This is a genomic window from Burkholderia sp. L-4, from assembly GCF_056856535.1.
The window spans coordinates 1,897,813-1,918,938 of sequence record NZ_JBXEOX010000001.1 but is presented as its reverse complement, the minus strand read 5'-3'; the positions used below and the strand labels follow the sequence as shown (position 1 = coordinate 1,918,938).

At 64.2% G+C, this 21,126-nt stretch carries 13 protein-coding genes and 2 pseudogenes; 5 read left to right on the top strand and 10 right to left on the bottom strand.

Translation table 11 applies throughout. The features are described 5' to 3' along the window. Window positions 1-7 precede the first annotated feature (7 nt). Complete coding sequence (locus AC1VVG_RS08915; protein WP_051700916.1) at window positions 8-1,507, bottom strand: efflux transporter outer membrane subunit; 1,500 nt, start codon at window positions 1,505-1,507, stop codon at window positions 8-10. Window positions 1,508-1,610: 103 nt separating this feature from the next. Here AC1VVG_RS08915 and AC1VVG_RS08910 point away from each other — a divergent pair, with 103 nt between their 5' ends. Both AC1VVG_RS08910 and AC1VVG_RS08905 read left to right on the top strand, forming a co-directional pair. Then, on the top strand, window positions 1,611-2,447 hold the full coding sequence (locus AC1VVG_RS08910; protein WP_059557657.1) for an AraC family transcriptional regulator: 837 nt from the start codon (window positions 1,611-1,613) through the stop codon (window positions 2,445-2,447). Between the two features lie 120 nt (window positions 2,448-2,567). Beyond that, on the top strand, window positions 2,568-3,935 hold the full coding sequence (locus AC1VVG_RS08905; RefSeq protein ID WP_059557851.1) for a glutamate--cysteine ligase: 1,368 nt from the start codon (window positions 2,568-2,570) through the stop codon (window positions 3,933-3,935). 19 nt (window positions 3,936-3,954) lie between these two features. On the opposite strand, the gene AC1VVG_RS08900 is transcribed toward AC1VVG_RS08905, so the two are convergent. After that, window positions 3,955-5,067, bottom strand: coding sequence for a 3-deoxy-7-phosphoheptulonate synthase (locus AC1VVG_RS08900; RefSeq protein WP_063896725.1), 1,113 nt, complete (start codon window positions 5,065-5,067; stop codon window positions 3,955-3,957). 383 nt (window positions 5,068-5,450) lie between these two features. Between AC1VVG_RS08900 and AC1VVG_RS08895 the strand changes: the two genes are divergently transcribed. Continuing rightward, window positions 5,451-5,861 carry an acyl-CoA thioesterase gene (locus AC1VVG_RS08895; RefSeq protein WP_034186859.1) on the top strand — a complete coding sequence of 137 codons (411 nt, stop codon included), beginning with the start codon at window positions 5,451-5,453 and terminating at the stop codon, window positions 5,859-5,861. Between the two features lie 7 nt (window positions 5,862-5,868). Here the strand turns inward: AC1VVG_RS08895 and AC1VVG_RS08890 are convergent, their stop codons facing one another. Continuing rightward, window positions 5,869-6,162, bottom strand: coding sequence for a hypothetical protein (locus AC1VVG_RS08890; protein WP_482835522.1), 294 nt, complete (start codon window positions 6,160-6,162; stop codon window positions 5,869-5,871). A gap of 94 nt (window positions 6,163-6,256) precedes the next feature. On the opposite strand from AC1VVG_RS08890, the gene AC1VVG_RS08885 reads away from it, so the two are divergent. Beyond that, the gene (locus tag AC1VVG_RS08885; RefSeq protein ID WP_482835521.1) at window positions 6,257-6,517 is read left to right on the top strand and encodes a hypothetical protein; all 261 of its coding nucleotides are present in this window, start codon (window positions 6,257-6,259) and stop codon (window positions 6,515-6,517) included. Further along, complete coding sequence (locus tag AC1VVG_RS08880) at window positions 6,514-7,077, top strand: shikimate kinase (protein ID WP_051700918.1); 564 nt, start codon at window positions 6,514-6,516, stop codon at window positions 7,075-7,077. Before AC1VVG_RS08885 ends, AC1VVG_RS08880 begins: the two co-directional genes overlap by 4 nt. A gap of 162 nt (window positions 7,078-7,239) precedes the next feature. On the opposite strand, the pseudogene AC1VVG_RS08875 reads toward AC1VVG_RS08880, so the two are convergent. The 7 genes and pseudogenes from AC1VVG_RS08875 to AC1VVG_RS08845 form a co-directional block, all read right to left on the bottom strand. Then, window positions 7,240-7,679, bottom strand: a pseudogene (locus tag AC1VVG_RS08875) (hypothetical protein). A gap of 56 nt (window positions 7,680-7,735) precedes the next feature. Further along, entirely contained in the window at window positions 7,736-8,788 is a 1,053-nt protein-coding gene (locus AC1VVG_RS08870; RefSeq protein ID WP_425551634.1) for a DUF746 domain-containing protein, read from the bottom strand. Next, complete coding sequence (locus tag AC1VVG_RS08865; RefSeq protein WP_482835898.1) at window positions 8,788-10,503, bottom strand: ShlB/FhaC/HecB family hemolysin secretion/activation protein; 1,716 nt, start codon at window positions 10,501-10,503, stop codon at window positions 8,788-8,790. The genes AC1VVG_RS08870 and AC1VVG_RS08865 overlap by 1 nt, the downstream gene beginning before the upstream one ends. A gap of 80 nt (window positions 10,504-10,583) precedes the next feature. Next, window positions 10,584-10,796, bottom strand: coding sequence for a hypothetical protein (locus AC1VVG_RS08860; protein ID WP_482835520.1), 213 nt, complete (start codon window positions 10,794-10,796; stop codon window positions 10,584-10,586). Window positions 10,797-10,882: 86 nt separating this feature from the next. Beyond that, window positions 10,883-11,035, bottom strand: coding sequence for a hypothetical protein (locus AC1VVG_RS08855; RefSeq protein WP_482835519.1), 153 nt, complete (start codon window positions 11,033-11,035; stop codon window positions 10,883-10,885). Between the two features lie 248 nt (window positions 11,036-11,283). Continuing rightward, window positions 11,284-11,607 (bottom strand): hypothetical protein, encoded by a 324-nt coding sequence (locus AC1VVG_RS08850; protein ID WP_146124186.1) that lies wholly within the window; start codon window positions 11,605-11,607, stop codon window positions 11,284-11,286. A gap of 6 nt (window positions 11,608-11,613) precedes the next feature. After that, window positions 11,614-20,907, bottom strand: a pseudogene (locus tag AC1VVG_RS08845) (hemagglutinin repeat-containing protein). Window positions 20,908-21,126: the final 219 nt, after the last annotated feature.

The window sequence follows — 21,126 nt, the reverse complement described above, 5'->3', positions numbered from 1 at the left end:
TTCGATGTCAAGGACGGTGGGAAGGAGTGGCGGCGAGCGCGACGTCGTCCGGCTCGGCGCGGAAGCCGCCGCCGAGCGCCGCGACGAGCTGCAGCGACTGGTCCGCGCGCTGGGCGCGCAGCGCGGCGACCTCGCGGCTCGCGATCAGCAGCTGCTGGCGCACGACGAGCGCATCGAGATAGCTGCCGACGCCGGCCCGGTAGCGCGCGTCCGCGAGCCGCCATGCATCGGCGGCGGAGTCGAACGCACGTTGCTGCGCATCGGCCTGCTGGGCGAGCGAACGCAGCCGGTGCAGATCGTCCGCCACCTCGCCGATCGCGCCGATCAGCGTCTTGTTGTAGCCGGCGACCGCGAGGTCGTATTGCGCGTCGCGCTTGCGCAGCACACCGCGCCGTTCGCCGCCGTCGAAGATCGGCAGGCTCACGGCCGGGTTGACGTTGTAGGTGCGCGAGGCGGCCTGGAACAGCGATGCGCCGCCGCGCGTCGCGAGCCCGATCAGCGCGGTGAGACTGACGTCGGGCAGAAAATCCGCGCGGGCGGCCGCGACGTTGCGGCTCGCGGCCTCCACGCGCCAGCGCGCGGCGACGAGGTCGGCGCGCCGGCCGAGCAGCGCGGCCGGCAGGTCGGCCGGCACCGCGAGCGCGGCGGTCGGCAGCGGCGCGGGCCGCGCGAGCGCGAGGCCGCGATCGGGGCCGGCGCCGAGCAGGATCGCGAGCGCGATGCGCGCGCTGTCGATCGCCTGCGCCGCGCGGGCCTGCTCGCGCGTCGCCGCCGCGACTTCGCTTTCCGCCTGGCGCTGCTGCGCGACGTTGTCGATGCCTTTCGTGACGCGCTGGCGCGTCAGCGACAGCGCTTCGTCGGCGCGGTCGAATTCGGCCTGCGCGACATCCTGCTGATCGAACGCATAGGCGAGATTCACGTAGGCGCGCGCGACGTTGACGGACAGCAGCACGCGCGCGGCCTGCGCATCGATCCGCGCCGCACGCGCTTCGCCGAGCGCGGCTTCCCACGTCGCCCGGCGGCCGCCCCACAGATCGAGATCCCAGCTCAGGCCGAGATTGATCTCGCGTGTGTGGCTGAAGACACCGCCGCCCTGGTCCGTCGAAAACTGCGTGCCGGACGTGCGTTCGCCCTTCGCGCTCGCGCGGCCGACGAGGTGCGGCAGTCGCGCGGCCTGCGCTTCGATCACCAGCGCCTGCGCCTCGCGCGCGCGCGCATCGGCGGTCGCGAGATCGGGATTGCCGGCCAGCGCTTCGTCGATCAATGCATCCAGCTGCGCATCGTGCAACGCAAGCCACCAGTCGGCGGCCGGCCAGTCGGCGATCGGTGCATGCGCGAGGCTGCGCGACGCGGCGAGCGTATCGGCGCCGCGCAGCGTGCCGGCGGGCGCGAGCCCGTCGCGGCTCGCGCAGGCGCCGAGCAGGGCGAGCGCCACGGCAACGGCCGTTCGCGACAGGACGCGCAGCGCGACGGCATCGCGTGGCGAGGGAGCAAGTGCTGCATGCATCGCATTCCTCTGCTTCGATTGGGTTTGAACACGACACGCATTGTTGGACGCTCCCGGGCAAAGCTGATAATGTTGTTTAGACAAAAAATAATGAATTCCGGCCATGCCCATCCGAGAAGCTTCTCCCTCCCGTGCCATGCCACGCGCCGACGCCGATCCGAGCGAACGCGCGGACGGCCCGTCGCTGATCGCTGTCTGGGGCGAGGACGACGGCAGCAACGCGTATCAGCTCGGCACGCGCGAGGTCGACTGGCACAGCCATCTGCGAGGCCAGGTGTTCTGCGTGGAAAGCGGTTTCGCGCACGTGCGCACGCCGCACGGTTCGTGGCTGCTGCCGCCGCATCGCGCGGGCTGGATTCCGCCGGGCGAGCAGCACAAGGTCAGCATCAGCGGTGCGTTGAGCGGCTGGAGCGTCGTGATCGCGCCGGCCGCGAGCCGCCGGATGCCGGATCAACCGTGCGTGATCGCGATCACCGACCTGATGCGCGCGCTCGTGCGGCGCGCGGTGTCGTGGGCCGACCAGGACCGGCTCGACATCGAACAGGCGCGCATCAGCGTCGTGCTGCTCGACGAGATGCGGCGCGCGCCGCACGAACCGCTGCACTTGCCGATGCCGCACGACCGGCGGTTGCTGCGCATCGCGAACGCGATCCTCGGGCAGCCGCACGACAGCCGCACGCTCGACGCGTGGGCCGAATGGGCCGGGTTGTCCGCCCGGACGCTGAGCCGGCTGTTCGTCGCGGAAACCGGCACGAGCTTCGCGCAGTGGCGGCAGCAGGCGCGGCTCACGCACGCGCTCGAACGGCTGGCGAACGGCGACAGCGTCGCCAACATCGCCGACGCGCTCGGCTATGCGACGCCGAGCAATTTCATCGCGATGTTCCGCCGCGCGTTCGGCGATTCGCCCGCGCACTACTTCGCGAAGCGCAAGCAGCCGTAACGCGGCGCGGAATCGCACGACGCCCTATCACCCCTGCCAGTACTGCGCGCGCGGCGACGTCGCTATAGTCGCCGTGCGACCGGCCGGTCGGTCGCTCAATGTGACCTGTGGAGGATGTCGATGTCGAATGCCGTCGGATCGGACAACACGCCGATCGTCTCCGAGCAGCAGCTCGCCGATCATCTGGCCGCCGGCTGCAAGCCGGCCGCGCGGTTCCGGATCGGCACCGAGCACGAGAAGTTCGTCGTGGCCCGCGCGACGCACGCGGCCGCGCGTTACGAGGGATCGTCCGGCATTGCCGCGGTGCTCGAGCGGCTGCGCGGCGACGGAACGCCGATCGTCGATGCCGGCCAGGTCGTCGGCGTGATCCAGCGCGACGGCGCGGCGATCTCGCTCGAGCCGGCCGGCCAGCTCGAACTGTCGGGCGCGCCGCTCGATACGCTGCACGACACGCACGCCGAACTGCATGCACACCTCGCCGCGGCCCGCGCGGCATGCGATCCGCTCGGCCTGCGCTGCGTGCCGCTCGGTTTTCACCCTCACCTGTCGCGCGAAGCGCTGCCGTGGATGCCGAAGCAGCGCTACGGGATCATGCGGCGCTACATGCCGCGCGTCGGCACGCGCGGGCTCGACATGATGCAGCGCACCTGCACCGTGCAGGTCAACCTCGATTTCGCGTCGGAAAGCGACATGGCGCGCAAGATGCGCGTGTCGCTCGCGCTGCAGCCGGTCGCGACCGCGCTGTTCGCGAATTCGCCGTTTCGCGACGGCCGCCCGTCGGGCCTGCTGTCGACGCGTGCGCACACGTGGCTCGACACCGACGAGGATCGTTGCGGCGCGCCGGCCCTGTTCCTGTCGCGCAGCTTCGGCTTCGAGCGCTACGTGAGCTGGCTGCTCGACAACGTGCCGATGTATTTCGTGCGGCGCGGCGATCGTTATGCGGAGGCGACCGGGCACACGTTCCGCGATTTCATGCGGCGGCGCATTCCGCATCTCGAAGGCGAGACGCCGACACTGGGGGATTTCGCGGACCACCTGACGACGGTGTTTACCGAGGTCCGGCTCAAGCGCTATCTCGAAATGCGCGGCGCCGATGCCGGCTCGCCCGACATGATGGTCGCGTTGTCCGCGTTCTGGACCGGCCTGCTGTACGATCCGGCCGCGCTGTCGGAGGCCGAGACGCTGGCGGCCGGGATCGACCGCGGCACGCTGCTCACGCTGCGTCGCGACGTGCCGCGTACCGGGCTCGACACGCGCGTCGACGGCCGTTCATTGCGCGCGCTGGCGGCCGACGCGCTTGCGATCGCGCATCGCGGCCTGCGTGCGCGGGCGCGCCGGGACGCGGCCGGCCACGACGAATCGAGGTATCTCGCCCCGCTCGACGCGATCGTCGCCGGCGCGCCGACCCAGGCCGAGCACTGGCTGGCCCGCTATCGCGACGCATGGGCCGGCGACGCGACGCGGATTCATGACGAAGCCGCCGTCTGAGCGCAGCGCGCCGGGCCGCTCACGCGCAGCACGCGAGCAGCGGCTCGTGTGCGAACTCGACGCCGGGCGGCAGCGCATGGCCGCGTCGCCGCGTACGCACGGCGTGAGCGAGCGTCTCGAAGAGCCGCGCGGTATCGGCGAACGACAGGCACGCGTCGGTGATGCTCTGCCCGTAGCGCAGCGGCACGCCGGGCACGAGGTCCTGCCGCCCTTCGATCAGGTTCGACTCGATCAGCACGCCGACGATGCGCGTATCGCCGGCCGCCACCTGCGCGGCGACTTCCGCGCCGACACCGAGCTGGTTGCGGTATTGGCGGCGGCTGTTGCCGTGACTGACGTCGATCATCACGCGCGGCGCGACCTGCGCGCCGGTCATGCGCTCGCATGCCGCATTCACGGCGGCCGCGTCGAAATTCGGCTCGCGCCCGCCGCGCAGCACGACGTGCGTGTGCGGATTGCCGGGCGACGCGGCCGCGCATAACCGGCCATCCGCATCGATCGACAGGAACCGGTGCGGATGCGCCGCCGCGCGCATCGCATCGACGGCCACCTGGACGTTGCCGTCGGTGCCGTTCTTGAAGCCGATCGGGATCGGCAGCGACGACGCCAGCTCGCGATGCACCTGCGACTCCACGGTGCGCGCGCCGATCGCGCCCCACGCAACCAGATCCGCGAGGTAGCGCGGCGACAGCGGATCGAGAAACTCGGTCGCCGCCGGCATCTCCGCACCGTTGATGTCGCACAGCAGCGCGCGGGCCGCCTGCAGCCCGGCATCGATCCGGTCGCTGCCGTCCAGCAGCGGATCGTTGATCAGCCCTTTCCAGCCGATGGTCGTGCGCGGCTTCTCGAAGTACACGCGCATCACGATTTCCAGCTCGTCGGCGAAGCGCGCGCGTTGCAGCGCGAGCCGTGCCGCGTAGTCGCGCGCGGCGGCCGGATCGTGCACCGAGCACGGACCGGCGATGACCACGAGCCGGTCGTCCGTGCCGTCGAGCACGTCGACGATCGCACGGCGGGTCGTATGAACGGTGCGCGACGCGCGCAAGGCCGGCGGCAGCGCGCGGGCCAGATCCGCAGGGGACGGCAAGCGCAGCACGGCGTCGCGGTTTGTCGTCCAGGCGTTTGCATGCATGGGGACTGCCCTCCTGTCGATAATGAACGGGACTTTTTACTACAGCGCGACTGTATTGAATGGCGCTTTTGGTGCGCAACTAACACATTTATCAGTTTCTAATTCATAACCTTATGAATGAGGGAAATAAGCGTCGAATTCGATAATTCCGGCATCTGTCGTGCTGGGTTGCAGGAGGCGAAGGCGGTCGGTCATTCGATTTTCATTTGGAAATCAGGGGAGCGATCCGGTTGAAGGGAAGTCTTGATTTTCCGGGGCTCCACGCGGGGTTGCTATTCGTTCTGATAGTGGCGGCCCGATAGTCGTTCGATTAATTTTCGGATGCCCGACAGGCCACTCGGGCAAGAAAATATAAATCAACCCAGTCATTGCGGAGAATCACCATGGCGAAGCGACATTACGAAACGCCCATTCACGTCAAGTATCGCGATACGGATTCGATGGGGCATGTGAGCAGTCCCGTCTATTACGACTATCTGCAGCATTCGTACCTCTGCTACATGTTCGACCTGCTCGGCCTGCCGCGCAGCGAGAAGCTGCCGCACATCATGGTGAAGACGCAATGCGAGTACCTCGCACCGGCGCAATTCGGCGACAACCTGACGATCCGCTCGAGCATCGTGCGCTTCGGCAGCAAGAGCTTCGATCTCGAACACCTGATGGAGCGCGACGACCAGACCATCGTCGCGCGCGGCGTGTCGACGCACGTGATGTTCGATTACGCGAACAACACGACGCTGGCCGTGCCCGACGAATTCAAGACGCGCGTGCTCGAATTCCAGGGTTCGCTGTGAGCCGCGCTCACGCGGTCGGGAGCGACACGTGAACTGCCCGGTGGCGCGCGCCCGGCGCCGGATCGGCGCGATCGTCGAGCGGCGTGACGATCGTGCGATCGTGATCGTCCGTCAGGCGGCGCAGGCGCTGCTCGAGCCGGCTGCGCTCGAGCGGCACCGTGTGCTCGCGTACCGCCACGAGGACGAGCTGGAGGTGCTGCTGCAGCCGTGCGGCGGCGCGCACGACGGCGTGCGGCCGCTGCTCGGCCGGTTGCGGGACGCCGGCGTGGCCGTCGCGCTCGACGCGGCGACGCTCGCGCACGATGCGTCGCTGCTCGAGTTCGCGAGCTGGGTCACACGGTGTACGACGCCGGACGGCCCGGCGGCGGCACGTGACGACACGGTCGTGCCTGGCGGTGCGCTGCTCTACGGGCTGGTCGTGCGATGGCGCGACCGGCACGGGCGACGGGGGGGCGGACCGCACGCCGCGGACCATTGCGGCGGAGGCGGCCGAACACCTCGCAGCGGGCAATCCCGACGAACAGGTGCTCGGCGCGCTGCTGGACGCCGACGACGCGTCGACCGGCGCGGCGCTCGATACGCTGTCGGACGCGGTGCGCACGCGGCGGATCTGCCTGGCGACGCGGGCCGGCTGGCCGCTCGCCCGGCGGCTATGAGCGCCGTCGTCGTGACGGCCGGTGCGCGTGCGCTGCCCGCTCGCGCGTTCCTGGTCGGCATGATGGGCGCGGGCAAGTCGACGCTCGGCCGTGCACTGGCGGCATCCCTCGGCTGGGGGTTCGCCGACAGCGACGACGAGATCGAGCGGCGCACGGGCCGCTCGGTCGCCGCGCTGTTCGACAGCGTCGGCGAACGCGGTTTCCGGCTGCTCGAAACGCATATCGTCGACGAACTGACGCAGCGCGCGAACGTGATCGTGGCGACCGGCGGGGGCGCGATCCTGAATCCGCGCACCCGCGCGCGCCTGAACGAACGCGGCTGCGTGGTCTACCTGCATGCGGATCCCGATGCGTTGTGGCGCCGGACCCGCGACGACACGCGGCGGCCGCTGCTGCAGGTGGCCGAACCGCGGCAAACGCTCGCCGCGCAATACCGGATGCGCGACCCGCTGTATCGCGAATGCGCGCATGCGCTGGTCGACACGACCGCTCACGGTGTCGCGCGGGCGACGGCGGACGTGCTGACGGTGCTGTTGGCGCGGCTGAACGCGCCGGATTGACGGCGCGTGTTCGCTGCCCTGCCCTGCGAGGTGACCCCCTGTTCGATGTCGGAAGCGTTTTTGAAGTGACGAGTTTGGATATTCAATCGTGGTGTTGTGATAAGAAAAGTTATCTCGCTGCCATCACTGAAATTCGCATCCCTCTCTCTGCCATCGCCGGCGCTAACCGGCCGCCGGCGCCGGAATCGGCGAATGTTTGCCGCTCGCGATGAAGCGCTGCAGTTGCTCCCACGCCTCTAGGTAGCGAAGCCAGTTGCTCGTCGTGCAGCACTAGCACGCGCTCGACCACCATCTGCTCGTGGTCGAGCAACAGGCAGGGCTGATCCTGCTCGATGCGCTTGATACACGCGTCGAGCGCGGCCTCGGCCTGGCGGTGAGTGGACATCATCGCCCGCCGCGGTCTCGCCCCGCATAAAGTACGCGAGGTAGACGACCCGGATCAGGCAACAAATCTGGCCGAAATCGCCGCGCCCGGCGCGAACCGTCGCCAGGGCGAGATGGTTTTCGAGCGACAGCGCGCGCACCTTGGTCGTTGCCAGCGGAAACAGCATTTCCTTCGTGCGCGGTGGCCGCGGGGGCCGGGATAAAGCTTGCTTGCTCATCGATCAAAACGATTCGTTCTTTCAATCCGCCCGGCATGGCCAGGCGCCCCGATACGTTACGCTTCAACGGCCATGATTTGCAACCGGCCGTTGCGGTCGGTCACCTTGCGTCGCATCGAGAACAGCCGCCCGCAACCCGCGCATGCCCACCCGCGACCATCGACCTGCTGCGCACTGCCGACGCGACCGCAAAACGGACACGGCGTCGCTGCTGTCGGTTCGACGCCCAACCGGATCCGCGCCGAAAGACTGCCACTCGGTTCGAGCCGATCCGCAAATTCGGTGAACATGTTGTGCCACTTCTGGACCATCCCATGGCTCGTGCCGACAAGGTCCGCCACCTGCATGACCGACAACGGCAGCGACAGGTGCCGAATGAACAGGCGCATGCGCTCGAGCGAGCTCATCTTCGTGTTGACGAACGGTGTGCCCCGGCGCCGAGTGAATTTGGTTCCGCAATTTGCGCATTTGAACCGCGGGAAGGCGCCGTTCGGGCATTCATCGAAACGCGTCTGGTGACTGCCGCAGTCCGGACAACGCGGGGGCCAATGGCTGAGCGAATTCAGTTCGTCGAATTCGCGCGTCAGACGGGCCGTCAAGGCGAGGTCTTCGCATGCGCCGATTTCGGTGAAGGCCAGTGGCGCAGGTTCCAGTTCGGTGGGGCGGCCACCGAGCTTCACGCGGCGCTCCCACTTGCCGCTCGGGTCGAGCCGCAACAGCCACGCGCGCCAGGCCGCCACACGTTGGCTGATGTCATTCGACAGGCTGCCCATGCGTTCACCCGCATCCGTGCACGAGATCGGCTGCGACAGCAGGGACACGAACAAATCGAGCTTCTTGAGGTGCTTCTCGCCGAGCGGGGTGTTGGCGGTGCGGCTAAAGTAACGCCGGCAAGTCTTGCACTCGAACATCGGTAGCCGACCGATGGGCCGCGTTCGAAATCCCGCGCTGGTGATGTGGCCGCCGCCACAGCGCGGACAGCGGGGACGCGGTTCGTGACTCGCGGACAAGATCTTGTCGAGCTGGGCGGTCAGAAATGCCGTCAGTTCCTTGTCCTCGCCAGCGGTATCGGATCGGCGAAGTGTCGGGTGGCTCGATCGGGCGTTCATCAGAACTGGGCGGTTAGCTGGAATCCGAGCGTGACCCGGTTCGTCGGAAAACCGGAGGGCTTGTACACCGGCGTGCCGGCAAACAGGTCATAGCCGTACCCGCCGAAACGCGTCGCGACGCTGCCCTTCACGCCGATCACCGCGCCCGCCAGTTGCGTGCCGACCAGCGCGACCGGCTGCGGGCCCCATACGCGACCATAGTCGAGTCCCGCATAAACTGCCTGCCCCGTCTGCCCGATCGGCGCCTGCAATTCGTTGCGCCAGTAGAATCCGCGTGCTGCGGCGAGCATCGTCTCGCCATCGAACCCGCGCACCGTATAGCGACTGCCAATCGTCAAGTCATCAATGTAGTAAAGCGTGTTTCCGGTGTACTGACCGTGGAATGTGCCGACATAGCGAAATGGCTGCTTGCAGATGGCAAACGGCATCGACAAGTTCGCGTCGAGCACCGCCATTTTGAAGCGATAGGCCGGCCCGCCACCCGCCGCCAACGTATCGCCCTGAGCGCCCAATCCACCGACACCTTGACGATATGCAAGTGAGCCGTCGAACTGCGCGCCGCCGAAGTAGTGGCGATCGGTCAGGCCGAGTTCGATCATCGTGTTATTGCGGCGCTGCTGCGAGATCTCGGTGTCTTCGATAAAGCTTTGTCCAAAACGGCGCGACAGGCGAGCGTAGGCGCCGAACACGTCGTTCTGGCTGCGCGCCAATACGCGGGCAAGCTTGAAATCGACCGTCTTCGAATTGCCGCTCGCGACGAATGTCTGATTCACGCCAGCAATCTGCTGGTAGTACGTGTTCGTGTAAGCGGACAGCGTGGCCGTCCAGTAGCCCCACGGAATTGAATAGAAGCCGTTCCAGCCGTGCGAGCCGAGGCGCTTGTCACCAAATTCCAGATCCTGGCTCACGCCGACGTTGAAAATGTCGTTCAGGCCGAGCGGATTGTCGATGCCGAGCGACAGATTGCCCTGCAGCTTGCCAGTCGCACGCGTGCCGGAGTTGTCTACGGACGCAACGACGGTCCACGGTTTGCCGCGCTTCACGTCGAGTACGACATCACTTTCGCCTGGCAGCTCGGCCGGCACGATCTGCATCGAGACGTCCTGGCTCGACACGCGTTTCATTTGCTCAAGGCCTTGTTCGAGATCGCGAACGTTCAGCAGTTCACCGTCGTCCGTTGGAAACGCGGTCTTCCACGTGCCGCGCAGTTTCTCGTCGGCGAAGCGCACGTGGCGGATCACCCCGGGGATCAGCGAAAACTTGAGGGTGCCGGTCGAAAGATCTTGTTCTGGCAGCAGCACGCGCGTCGTGACATACCCGCGCGCCAGGATCGCTTGCGACAGGCCTTTGACCAACATGTCGAGCCCCTGTTTGCCGACACACTGGCCGGTGTAGTGCTCAAGCCATTCGCGCGCGAAGGCGAAGCGGTCCATCGGCAACGTCGACGCGCCCTGCGCCTTCGCTGCGCTGGGCAGCGCGTCCGGTACGTCGAGAGCAAACCGGTCAACGCGAAAACACGGAGTTTCGGCCGGAATCGCGGGATATGCTTCGATGCGCGGCACCTCAGAACGAACCGAAGGCGCATGCACCGCGGCGTCGCGCTGCTGCGCATCGCGTTGCTGTTGCGCCTGGCGCTCCTGCTCCGCATTCGCGCGCGCAGCAGCGGCTTGGTCTGTCGGCGTCGGGGCTTGCTGCGCCTGCACGGCCACCACCATTAAGGCGACGAAGGGTACGGCCGCCAGCTGTCTGGTTATTGTCATTTGATGGTTAGTTTTTTACTGGCCCTATACCGTGGCTATTTGGCCACTTTGCCGATCTCAATCGTAAACACAAGGCCTTCAAAATCCGGATCACCCATCCCGTCGCTGCAATGGAATGTGATATGCCGATCGTCTTTTTTCACCAACATTCCAGCATTTGCATTCCATGCATGCGAAACGTCATCACATTTCAAAACATTCCAAACTTTAAGGACGGCCTTCCCACCACTCTTAATCATGACATTCATCGGAATATGTTTCGGGCCATGATCCGCCCATATAACAAAATCCGTCAGAATTTGATTGTTAATCTCAATGCCACAATTCGACGCCTTTATATTTGTCGTTTTTTATAAAAATCAAGGGGCAGCACTGTTTCACCAGAAGATTCATCGATCTCATACAAACCGTATATCTCCCGACCGTCAACTTCAATTTTGGGTGCTCTAGCTTCTTGGAAACGCTGAGCTAATGAGAGGTTCGTCATGTCAATATCCCGGTCTGCGATACGGATCTACTTTTGCACGGTCTTGCGGCCACCGAGGCACGAATTCTTTCCCACCATCACGGGCGGGGACGGGCTCGTGACTCGGTTCGATCGGAATGTCGTTCAAGACATCGATTGGCTCTCCATCACCTCTATTGAAGTTGCGACCCCGAAAATACAAACATAGCCTTACAGCCATCTTCTACGGCAAGGTACTTCACCATCATTTGCCTCATCTAATACCCTACTCACTCAATAGGATTTTCTTCCAAATATCTTTTAATATCAATTTCTGAAATTCCAGGCGCACCCGCGCTTAACCACCTATCGAATTCGTCAGGATATGATCTATACACCCTGCCGCCAGACGATTGAATCGATACATCACCTCCGAATTCTGCTAAAAAACGCAGATGATGTACCACCATAATCCAAATTCGCTTGAGTTCAGGATCCTGCGGCACGCCGCCAGACGCTTCGGAAAGATAACGCGACTCGCCCTCAACGAAGTCCAACATATCCTTTGCCCTTCCAGCGCTCAGCATTAGCCTTATAATTTCCACCTTTCCCATGATCATCTACCGATAGAATTTAACGTTATACCCATTGATCTCAACACCTTTAAATCCGAGAGAGTTCATCGATTTCCCTAGCGGAGTAGCCCAAACTGCTTGAGCCGGCGAAATCCCAGAAGAGGTCGCCGAATTGTAAGCATCACGGTTTGCATTACCCAACTGAGCAGACACTGTTTTCACCTTACCTGCTCCAACGGATTCTATTGCCTTGGAAATCATATCTGTTCCAACACCTCGCCCAGACACCGTAGTCCCGTACCAGTCTATGTGAAAATTCCCATCTGGAGAGTAACGACCAATCAGATCACTTTGCGCAAACTTGCTGTCAACAACGGAGCCATTTTTATCAAACTTCTGTCTGGCGGATAACTCGACATCTACATAACCGCCATCCTTGGCTTCAACTTTCGTGTCAAAATTCAATCCTTCCTTACCGGATGACGATGATCCATTCGAGTGAAGGACATAGTCAACGAGCCCCTTCGCCTGATCCGGAATGATTTCCGTGATCCAGTCACTGATCTTCTTGGCATCAGGCAACGGCGAAATCAACGAACCCGGTTTGATACTTGGATCCAGCTCCGTTGCCGGATCAGCAATCACACCATCACCCTTGCCTGTTGTCTCGCCCTTATACCCCGGCAGCTTGAATCCAGCGAACCAGCCTGGAACCGGTGCCATCGGTGAAATCTGATTGTTCTCCACCTCGATTTTGCCAGCACCGGTCGCCGTGGCCACATTCTGGCCCGACACGGCCGCGACGCCGGCAACCAAGCTGGCCACCAGATTGTCACGCGCTTCGCGCTCCGATGCCGACAAGTTCGTCGACGGCGCGAGCAGACTACCGAGCACGGAGCTGGTCGCCGCGCCCATTGCGCCCGCACCGCAGCTCTGGCTGCCGGCGGCCGCGCCGGCACACCCAGCAATCGCATGAAGTGCTGCACGCGCTTCTTCGCTGCCGAGGTTGTCGGCAATCTGCTTTATCTGGTTCGCACCGAGCTCTTGCAAATAGGCCACCGTGGCGTTCTGCGCGAATTGGCCCAGGCCACCTGTCACATTGCCGCCTGCGGCCACCGACAGGGCCGTGAGCACTTGTCGATACGTGCCGCTCGGTCCCCAATTGGCGTTCAGTTCGTCGGCGCGCTGCTGGGCGGCCGCGCGTTGCTCCGGCGTCAGATTCGGATTTTTCGCGGCGGCCTTTGCTGCGTCGGCTTCTGCCGCGCGATTCGCGACGAATGTCCCAGCCTGATTAGTGAACTGACTCGTAATGTCGAAGCCGGCCTGAATCTTGTCCTTGTCGAAGATCGGGGCGAGCGCACCGCCAGTGTTCGACGTATCGCGATTGACGCTGGCGACCGCTTCGGCGGCCGTCTGCCCCATCAATTGCTGCTGCTTCGCACCGTCGGTGATGGTAATGGCGCCGCCGCTGATACCGCTCTTCGTGGTGGAATTGGCATCGCCCGACGCACTGAGGGCCACCGGAGGCGCTACCTGCAATCCGCCGTCGCCCTTCGGCAGCGTCGTCCCCGGCACCGGATTCACGTTGGTCGCCGTGCCTTTCTGATCCTTGCCGATCTGCCCGCCGACACCGCCAGACAGTCCGATCGAAGACGCGTCGTACGACGCATGGTTTTCGATGTCGCTGTGCGTGAGCGTCGCAGTCGTCAAGCTGTTGACGCCGTCCTGGACGGCCTTGTCGCTGCTCGCGATGACGCCACCCTTGAGATCAGTGTTGCCTTTGACGTTGACCTGGAACCCGCCGTCGCCAGCCTTGATGCCGGACTGCTCACCTACCGCGGCGTAGTCGCTGTGCATTTTCTGCTGGTCGAAGTTTGCCGCCGCGCTGGACGAACCGCCATAACAGAAGGGCGGCACGCAGACGCTGACCGACACGCCTGCGCTTTGCTGCTTCGAATCGTAATGGTCCTTGTCCTGCAAGCTCTCGACATTCAGGTTACCGCCTACTTCGGCCACGACCTGCTTGCCTGACGCCACGGCGCCTTTCAGATTCGTATCGCCGCCTGATTTGATCGTCAGCGTATCGCCTGCGGTGACATGCGTGTTCGTCCACGTCGTCGAATCGCCGTCCGCATGTCCACGATTGCCGGCTACACCCGCATTGAGTGAGAAGCCGTTTTGCGAACCGACGGTAAATGCAATACCGACCGACGCGCTCGATCCGCTGTTGGTGGAATGCTGACTGCTGGTGCTCTGTGCGGCTTGCAGGCTCACGTCGCCGTCGGCGGCCAACAACGCCTTGTTGCCGGCCGACACCGTGCTGCCGATCACATTGATATTGCTGGCGGCGCCTGCGCCTGACGCTGCGATCGTGACGTTTCGACCTGCCGATACCGTGCTGCCAACGGCTGTGCTGGCCTGCGCCTGCGACTGGTTGTCGCTCTTGCTTGCGCCCAACGAAATACTGACCCCGACGCTCGTCGGCGATTGCGCCGGGTTACCGCTCGCGGCGCCATCATAGAGGTTCTTCGCTGCCAGCCCGGTGGTGGCCGCTGCCAATGCCGTCAGGCGGGCATCGCCTTTGGTGTGCTGCGCGGCCTCGGCCATTTGCCGGCCCGTCTGTACCGCGGCCACAACCGGATTGGTGAATCCGACCGACAGGCCGGCCTGGCGGAACTGTTGCTGCTCCGCCTGGCTCATCGTGTCGTAAGCCGAATCGATCGTGACGGTCTTGCCCACCACGGCGAGATCGTTGCCGGCATGGAGAAGACTACCTGTCGCATGCATATCGTTGCCGGCGCTCACAGTCAGATTGCCGTCGAGCGCGCCGATCGCGCTGCCGTTGTTCTTCACGCTGGCGGACTGCTGCTTGTCCGATTGCGACCGCGAACCGATTGAAACCGACAGGCCGCCATTCGACAGCAGGCCGGACTCCTGCTTTTCGTAGTACGTGAACGACCGGATCGTATCTTGCGAGGTCTTAATGTTGACGTCGCGCGTGGCCTTCAGGGTCACGTCGGTCGTGCCGACGATGTTGCTGCCCGTCACGTTGATGTCTCGGCCGCTTGCAACCGTTACACCATCCGCCGAGACCGTGCTGCCCTGGCTGTAGGTTGCCGTCTGGTCGATCCCGCTGGCGACCTTCACGCCGCTTACGACATTGCTGTGGCTATGCGTTTCGTGCGAATTCAGCTCGTGCGTCTCGGTTGCCGCACCGACGTTCACATCGCCGGCCGCCAGCAGGTTCGCGTTGCCCTTATCGAGGCTGATCGTGCTACCGGAGAGCGTTATATCCTTGCCCGACACGATATTGACCGTGTCGCCACCCTTGAGCGTCGTACCGGTCAGCGCCTGATCGGACGTGTGCAACGTCTCCGCGTAGCTGCCGTGACTGTCGCTGCCCGAACTGTTGCTGTTCACCGTCGACGTCGTGCTCGCCGCGCCGAGCGTCACGTTGCCCTTGGCCGCGATCGTGCCGCCCTTGCCGAGGTCGATTTGTGCGCCTTTGGCCGTCAGATCACCGCCCACGACGACGTTCGACTGCCCACCGACCGTCACCGAGCTGCCGGTGACCATGTTGATGTCGGTGTTCGACACACCGTTGGCCCGCTGCACGATCTTGTGCTCGCCGGTCTGGGCCGCACCGAGATCCCAGTTGCCGCCGACGTTCATCCCGAGATTGCCGCCGACCGACAGGTTGCCCGCGTTCTGCTGGAAGTTGCCGCCGGTGACGATCGACGCATTGCCCGCGACGTCCAGTTTGGCGGTTGGCCCGAGCGTCGTCACCACGCTCGTCGCGCCATCGCGGCTCACGCGTGTGTTCGTCTTCGTCGCCGTATCGAGAATCAGGTCCTTGCCGGCGTCCAGCTGCAGACTGCCGGCTTTGACGCTCGCCGACGTCAGATCGATGTTGTTCTCGGTCTTCAGCGACATCAGCCCGCCGCTTTGCAGCGCGCCGAACGCGTTGTCGATCTGCTTACCCTGGATCGCCAGCGTGTTGTCCGCCTTGATCGTTCCACTGTTCGTGAACGACTGCGCGTTCTGGAAATCGATATTCGTCGCGCTAATCAACGGACCGTTGACGTTCTGCTGGCTGGCCTTCGCGAGATACACGACCGGCACCAGCACCGACTGACCGTCGACCACGCGCGTTTCAATCATGATCACGTTGCTGGTCAGCTTCGACACCTGATCGGCCGACAGGCTCGCGCCGATCGGCAAATCGAGCGACTTCGACAGATCCGCGCCTGCTGCCATCAGCGATTGATACATCGTCTGCAAGTCTGCGTACGGTCCGAGCACTGCCTTGCCGGTCAGCGCCGTGACTTCGTTGCGCACGAGCTGCTGCTCGTAGAAGCCGTCACCAAGTCGCTTCGGAATGTGCGTGAGATCGACGCCGAGCTGCCCGAAGAAGTAGTCGCTCGAAATGAAGTTCTTCTGGTTCGTGAATGCCGGGTTCGTCTCGATCACGTAGTTCGCATTCGGCGCGGTAGTCGGCCGGTAGAGCCCACCCTGCGGAATCGTGAGGTTGTTCAGCACGTTCAGCGCCGTCGCACTGGCGATGATCGGATCGACCGGCGCCGACGGACCGCCATGCACGGCCGATGCACCCGATTTCGCGCCGTCCGCGTTACCGCTCAGGTTGGTGGGCGTGAGGCCCGGCACCGACTGTCCCGGCAGCAAGCCGAGCGACGGAATCGATGCGTTGCCCGCCGTGTTGCTGACGCTGACGCCCGTGCCCGAAATCGTACCGTTCGAGCTCATCGTCGAAAAGTAGCCCGGCAGCTTGTAGTCCTTGATCGACGCCGGTGCTGCCTGCGTATAGCCGCCCGGGCGGCTACCGACGAACGGCGCATTGCCGAACGGCAATTTCCAGTCGTATTCGCTGTTGTCGTAGTTGTTGTAGTGATACTGCCCGGAGTAGGAAACCGTCACGCCCGGCAGTTTCTGCCCGGACGCGGCCCAGCCATCGGCGTCGTAGTGGACCGGCATGTTGATGTCGTCGACCGCCGTGATGTTGCTCCAGTAGTTTTGCAGCGTGCCGACCGACGACGCATCGATCTTGCCACCGGACACGATCTGGGCAGCCGGGCTGATGTCCGTCACGGTCGTCGCCGTCGCGCTGTCCGCATAGTAGGTCGTGAACTGATACGTACTGTTCCACTGCCCGCCGTGAGGCGGCTCGGTGTAGACGCCGCCGATGCTGTCCGGATCCTTCACGCCGACTTGACCCGTGCGGCCGCTGATCGGAATACCGAACTAGCCGAGCAGCGACGGATCGATCGCGCTGGTCGACGTCTTCATCACGCGACGCGTGCTCGTTATCTTGTCCGCATGCAGGTCCATGTCGCCTTCGGACTGGATCAGGGCAGACACATTGTTGACCAGCGCGGCGTTCGTGTAGTTGCCGTTCGCGTCCTTGCCGCCGCCCAGCACGACCTTGCCCATGCCGAAGATAGCGGTCGTCGCCATCGAATCTGTCGCAGTCGTGTCGTCGCGGTTTTCGATGTCGTGCGCGAGGATCTCCAGCGTGCCGTTGCTGTCGGATGCACCGATCAGCGCGGTCGGCCCGAGGTTCGAGATCGTGTTCGTCGCGTTGAGCGAGGCGCTGGCGCCCACGAGCGCGCCGGTATTGATCAGGTTGGTCGATTGCGTATGCAGCAAGCCGCCGGCAGTCAAGGCGCCCACGTTGACGATGTTGCCGGCGTTGACGCTCAGGTTGTTGACCGATTGCAGGTTCGCGTTGTTCGTGAAAGTGCCGGGCAGCGTGAAGGCGAGATCGTGACCGACGTTGAACTGTGTGTCGGATGCCGCCGTGTAATCGCCCTGCAGGTTCACGTTGGCGTCGTGCGTCGCGCTGTATGTGCCGCCGCCCTGCAGCGTGGCCGCCGCGACCGACAGATCATGCGTCGAGCTGATCTGACCATTGGTATTCGTGATCGCGCCGGTCGTCGCGACGTCCACGTCGCCATTCAAGTTCGTGACGTTGCCAGCGACGTTGCCAATGCGGCCGCCGCTGTTGTCCAGGGTGTTGCCCTGAACATGTAGCGATGCGCCGCTGAGTTGACCGCCCTGCGTGTTGCTGATCGACGCTGCGCTGACCGTCACATCGCCGTTGCCGGTAATCGCGCCCATGCCCGCTACGCCGCCGGCATGGCTGTTCGTGATCTGGCTGCCGCCTTGCACCGTCATCTTGCCCGCACCGAGACCGACAATGGCGCCGTCCGCGTTGTCGATCGAGGCCGATTGAATGGCGAGCGTGCTGGTGTCGCCCGCAACCGATTGCCCCGCCTGAATGTGGCCGCTTCGGTTTGACAGAGCACCGCCGTTCTTCAGCGACAGCGATGCGTCCGATCGCAGCAGACCCTGTGCGTTGTTCACGTCACCCGCAATCGTAGCGTTGATGCCGCGCTGCGCGGCGAGGATACCGCTCGCGTTGTTCCAGGCAGCTGCGTTGACGATCGCTTGCCCTTTCGTCACGATGGTGCCCGACGCGTTGTTCAGCGCGCTGGCTCCATTGCCCGGCGCAATCGTCAGCGTGCCGGCGCCGGCATGCGTAATGGTGCCGCCTGCGTTGTTCAGCTCGGCCGGCGTGAGCGTCAGGTCCGTCGCGTTGGTCTGGATCACTCCGGCCGCCGAGTTGTCGAGCGTGCCGCTGACGTTCATCCGCATCGCCGACGATCCATACTGCGTGATCGTACCGCCGTGGTTCACGAGATTCGCGGCCGTCAGCGCGAGGTGATTGGCCTCCAGCTTGCCGCCGCTGTTGTCCAGCGTCGAATCGGCGGTAACCGACAGGTTCGGCCCGACGATCGAACCGCCCTGGTTCGTCATCGAGTCCGCGTGGATCGTCGCGTTCGTGCTCGCGCCGATCTGGCCGCCATCGTTCGCGAGCGTACCGCTCGCGACGTTCAGATCCGTGTTCGACAACAGCTTGCCGCTCGCATTGTTCAGCGTGCCGACGACGGTTGCCGTCAGTCCGTTCTGCGCGTTGATCGAGCCCGCTGTGTTGTTCAGCGTGCCGGTTTGTGCGACGACGCGCCCGTTGCTGGCGATCGCGCCACCGGCGTTCGACACCGAACCCGTACCGCCGCCAAGCGTCAGCGTGCCGTTGCCCGCATGCGTGATCGTCCCGCCATCGTTGACGAGCACGGCAGGCGCGAGCGTCAGGTCAGTACTGTTGGTTTGCAGCGTGCCGCCATTCGAGTTGTCGAGCGTGCCCGACACGTTCACGCTCGTCGCGCCCGCGCCGGTCTGCGTGATCGTGCCGCCGTGGTTCACGAGGTCGGTCGCGTTCAACGACACCTGGTGAGCCTGCACGGTGCCCGCGCTGTTATCGAGCGTTGTTCCACTGACCGTTGCCGTCTGGCCGACGATGGAGCCGCCGTTGTTGATCAGGCGCGCGCCCGCATCGACAGCGACGTTTTGCGCAGCCTGCAGCGTGCCGCTGCCGTTGTCGACCGACTGGCCCGATACCCGCAGATTCGTGTTGGATGTGATCGCGCCGCGATTGACAACGTTTGCGCCTTGGACCGACACATCGCCGTTGCCGCCGATGACACCGCCTTGCGCACCGTTCGCGGTGGTACCCGCCGCATTGGTCAATTGGCCGCTCGTCGTCACCGACAGGCCATCGCCATTGAGCAACGTGATACGACCCGCCGTGTTGTCCAGCGACGCACCGGCCACCGTCATGCCAGCCGCACTTTGAAGAGTGCCCTGGTTGTTTGCAATAGCGCCGCCACGCAGGTCAGCCGTGCTTTCGGATACCAGTTCGCCGGACTGGTTGGCGATCTGGCCAGCCACGTTGACTGACAACCGCCCCTGCGATGAAACCTTGCCATTCTGGTTCGACAGATTGCCGCCGGTCAGCGTCGTGCTGCTGCCGCTCGACAGGCTACCGTGATCGTTGATCACGGTGCCAGATGCGTTCGCCTGGATGGCGCCCTGCGCACTCGTCGTCGCGTTCGACAGGTTCAGGTCGCCGGCTGTCGCGTTCAGCGACAGATTGCCGTTCGCTGCCGTCTGGGAACCGGCGAGATTCACGCTGGCGCCGGTCAGCGACGCGTTGCCGCCCGCTACGTTCTGGCCGATCGCGCTCAGTTGGCCCGACGCCGTCAGGCTCAGGTCGCCACTGTGCCCAACGGAGCCGTCGCTGTTCACGCCAGCACCGAGGGTGCCGGTCGAATTGACGCTGCCGGCATTTACCGTCGTATTCTGCTGCGCCGCGAGCGTCCCGCTGTTCGTGAGATCGGCGGTTGTGCTGGCCGACAGCGATTGCTGCGCGTATGTCGTGCCGCTATTCTGGACGCCACCCGCTGCCGACAGCGCCAGATTGCCGCTTGCCGTGGTCTTGCCGGTGAGCACGAGCCGGCCGTTCGACTGCAGCGTCAGGTCGCCTGCCTGCGCCGCGATTGTCCCGGCGTTGGCGACCCCCACACCAAATTCGTTCGACGCGAGGACGATCCTGTTGGCATACATGCCGCCCAACTGGCTCACGTCGATCGCGACCGCCGGGGCTGGGCCGTCGCCGGTGATCGGCGTCGCGGCAAGCGTGTCGTGACTGACCTGAGCCGCGCCTGCGATCACATTCAGGTTTTTCGCATAGATCGCGGCATTGGCCTGTACCGCGCGGGCAATAAGATCGACCTGATCGGTACCGGTTGCATTCAAGCCGGCACCCGAGACGGTCACGAGCCCGCGGTTGACGTTGTATCCGGCGAGCGAACCATCGGCGCCGTAGAACGGCACGCCGGTCGTCAAGGTCGCGCGACTGGTATTCAGGAACGTTCCCCCGTCCACGAAAATCCCGGACGGGTTAGCGATGACCAGCTCCGCGCGAGTGCCTGCGATCTCCACGGCGCCGCGAATTTGAGAGGGGTTCGGGCTGTTGACCTGGTTGACGATGATCCGCGCGGCCTGCCCGGCTCCGTAATTCGGGTTGCCGTTGATCCAGCCCGCTTGCTGCGTCTGAACCATCGTGGCCGAGTTGTTCAGGATCGCGCCAGCCTTTTGGACATCGAACTGGTTGTAGGTGTTGACGGATACGCCGGCCCCCGAAGGCTTGGCCACGTTGACTTGGGGCAAGCCGTTTGGCGTCTGGATCACCTGCGTGCTGGTGCCGGGCGTCGGGATGATCTGCGCATCGGACAGCGTAGGTAGCATGCCGAGTGCGGCGACGCCCGCCACCACGACGCGTGCGCTGGACGTCGACGACCGCCGCCGCCGCGCGCGAGCTTCGCCTGTTGCGGATTTCCCTTCAGCTGCCGCTGTCTCCGCGACAGCCACCACCATACCCCGACACCTGGAAAACACCAGGCGATGCGTATTCTTGTTCATTCTCGTCGACGCGGCCCGCGTCCATTCGTTGGTTTATTGGACGCGAGCTTACCGAAACGCTGACAAACGACTCTCAACAATTGCCAAACCGTTGACGGAAAACCACAATTTCCGTCTTTTCAGACGTATCTGATTGACGCGGCGCCTAGACTTTCCGGCCGCTCTCCGGAGTCTGCGCTGAGGGCCAACACGTGCGGCTCATCATCGAAGCGTGGCAAG

Coding starts and splice junctions, on each gene's coding strand:
- AC1VVG_RS08910 (WP_059557657.1), top strand. CDS start 1,611: ATGCCCATCCGAGAAGCTTCTCCCTCCCGTGCCATGCCACGCGCCGAC.
- AC1VVG_RS08895 (WP_034186859.1), top strand. CDS start 5,451: ATGGCGAAGCGACATTACGAAACGCCCATTCACGTCAAGTATCGCGAT.
- AC1VVG_RS08900 (WP_063896725.1), bottom strand. CDS start 5,067: ATGCATGCAAACGCCTGGACGACAAACCGCGACGCCGTGCTGCGCTTG.
- AC1VVG_RS08870 (WP_425551634.1), bottom strand. CDS start 8,788: ATGAACGCCCGATCGAGCCACCCGACACTTCGCCGATCCGATACCGCT.
- AC1VVG_RS08865 (WP_482835898.1), bottom strand. CDS start 10,503: ATGGTGGTGGCCGTGCAGGCGCAGCAAGCCCCGACGCCGACAGACCAA.
- AC1VVG_RS08855 (WP_482835519.1), bottom strand. CDS start 11,035: ATGACGAACCTCTCATTAGCTCAGCGTTTCCAAGAAGCTAGAGCACCC.
- AC1VVG_RS08880 (WP_051700918.1), top strand. CDS start 6,514: ATGAGCGCCGTCGTCGTGACGGCCGGTGCGCGTGCGCTGCCCGCTCGC.
- AC1VVG_RS08860 (WP_482835520.1), bottom strand. CDS start 10,796: ATGAATGTCATGATTAAGAGTGGTGGGAAGGCCGTCCTTAAAGTTTGG.
- AC1VVG_RS08850 (WP_146124186.1), bottom strand. CDS start 11,607: ATGGGAAAGGTGGAAATTATAAGGCTAATGCTGAGCGCTGGAAGGGCA.
- AC1VVG_RS08905 (WP_059557851.1), top strand. CDS start 2,568: ATGTCGAATGCCGTCGGATCGGACAACACGCCGATCGTCTCCGAGCAG.
- AC1VVG_RS08915 (WP_051700916.1), bottom strand. CDS start 1,507: ATGCATGCAGCACTTGCTCCCTCGCCACGCGATGCCGTCGCGCTGCGC.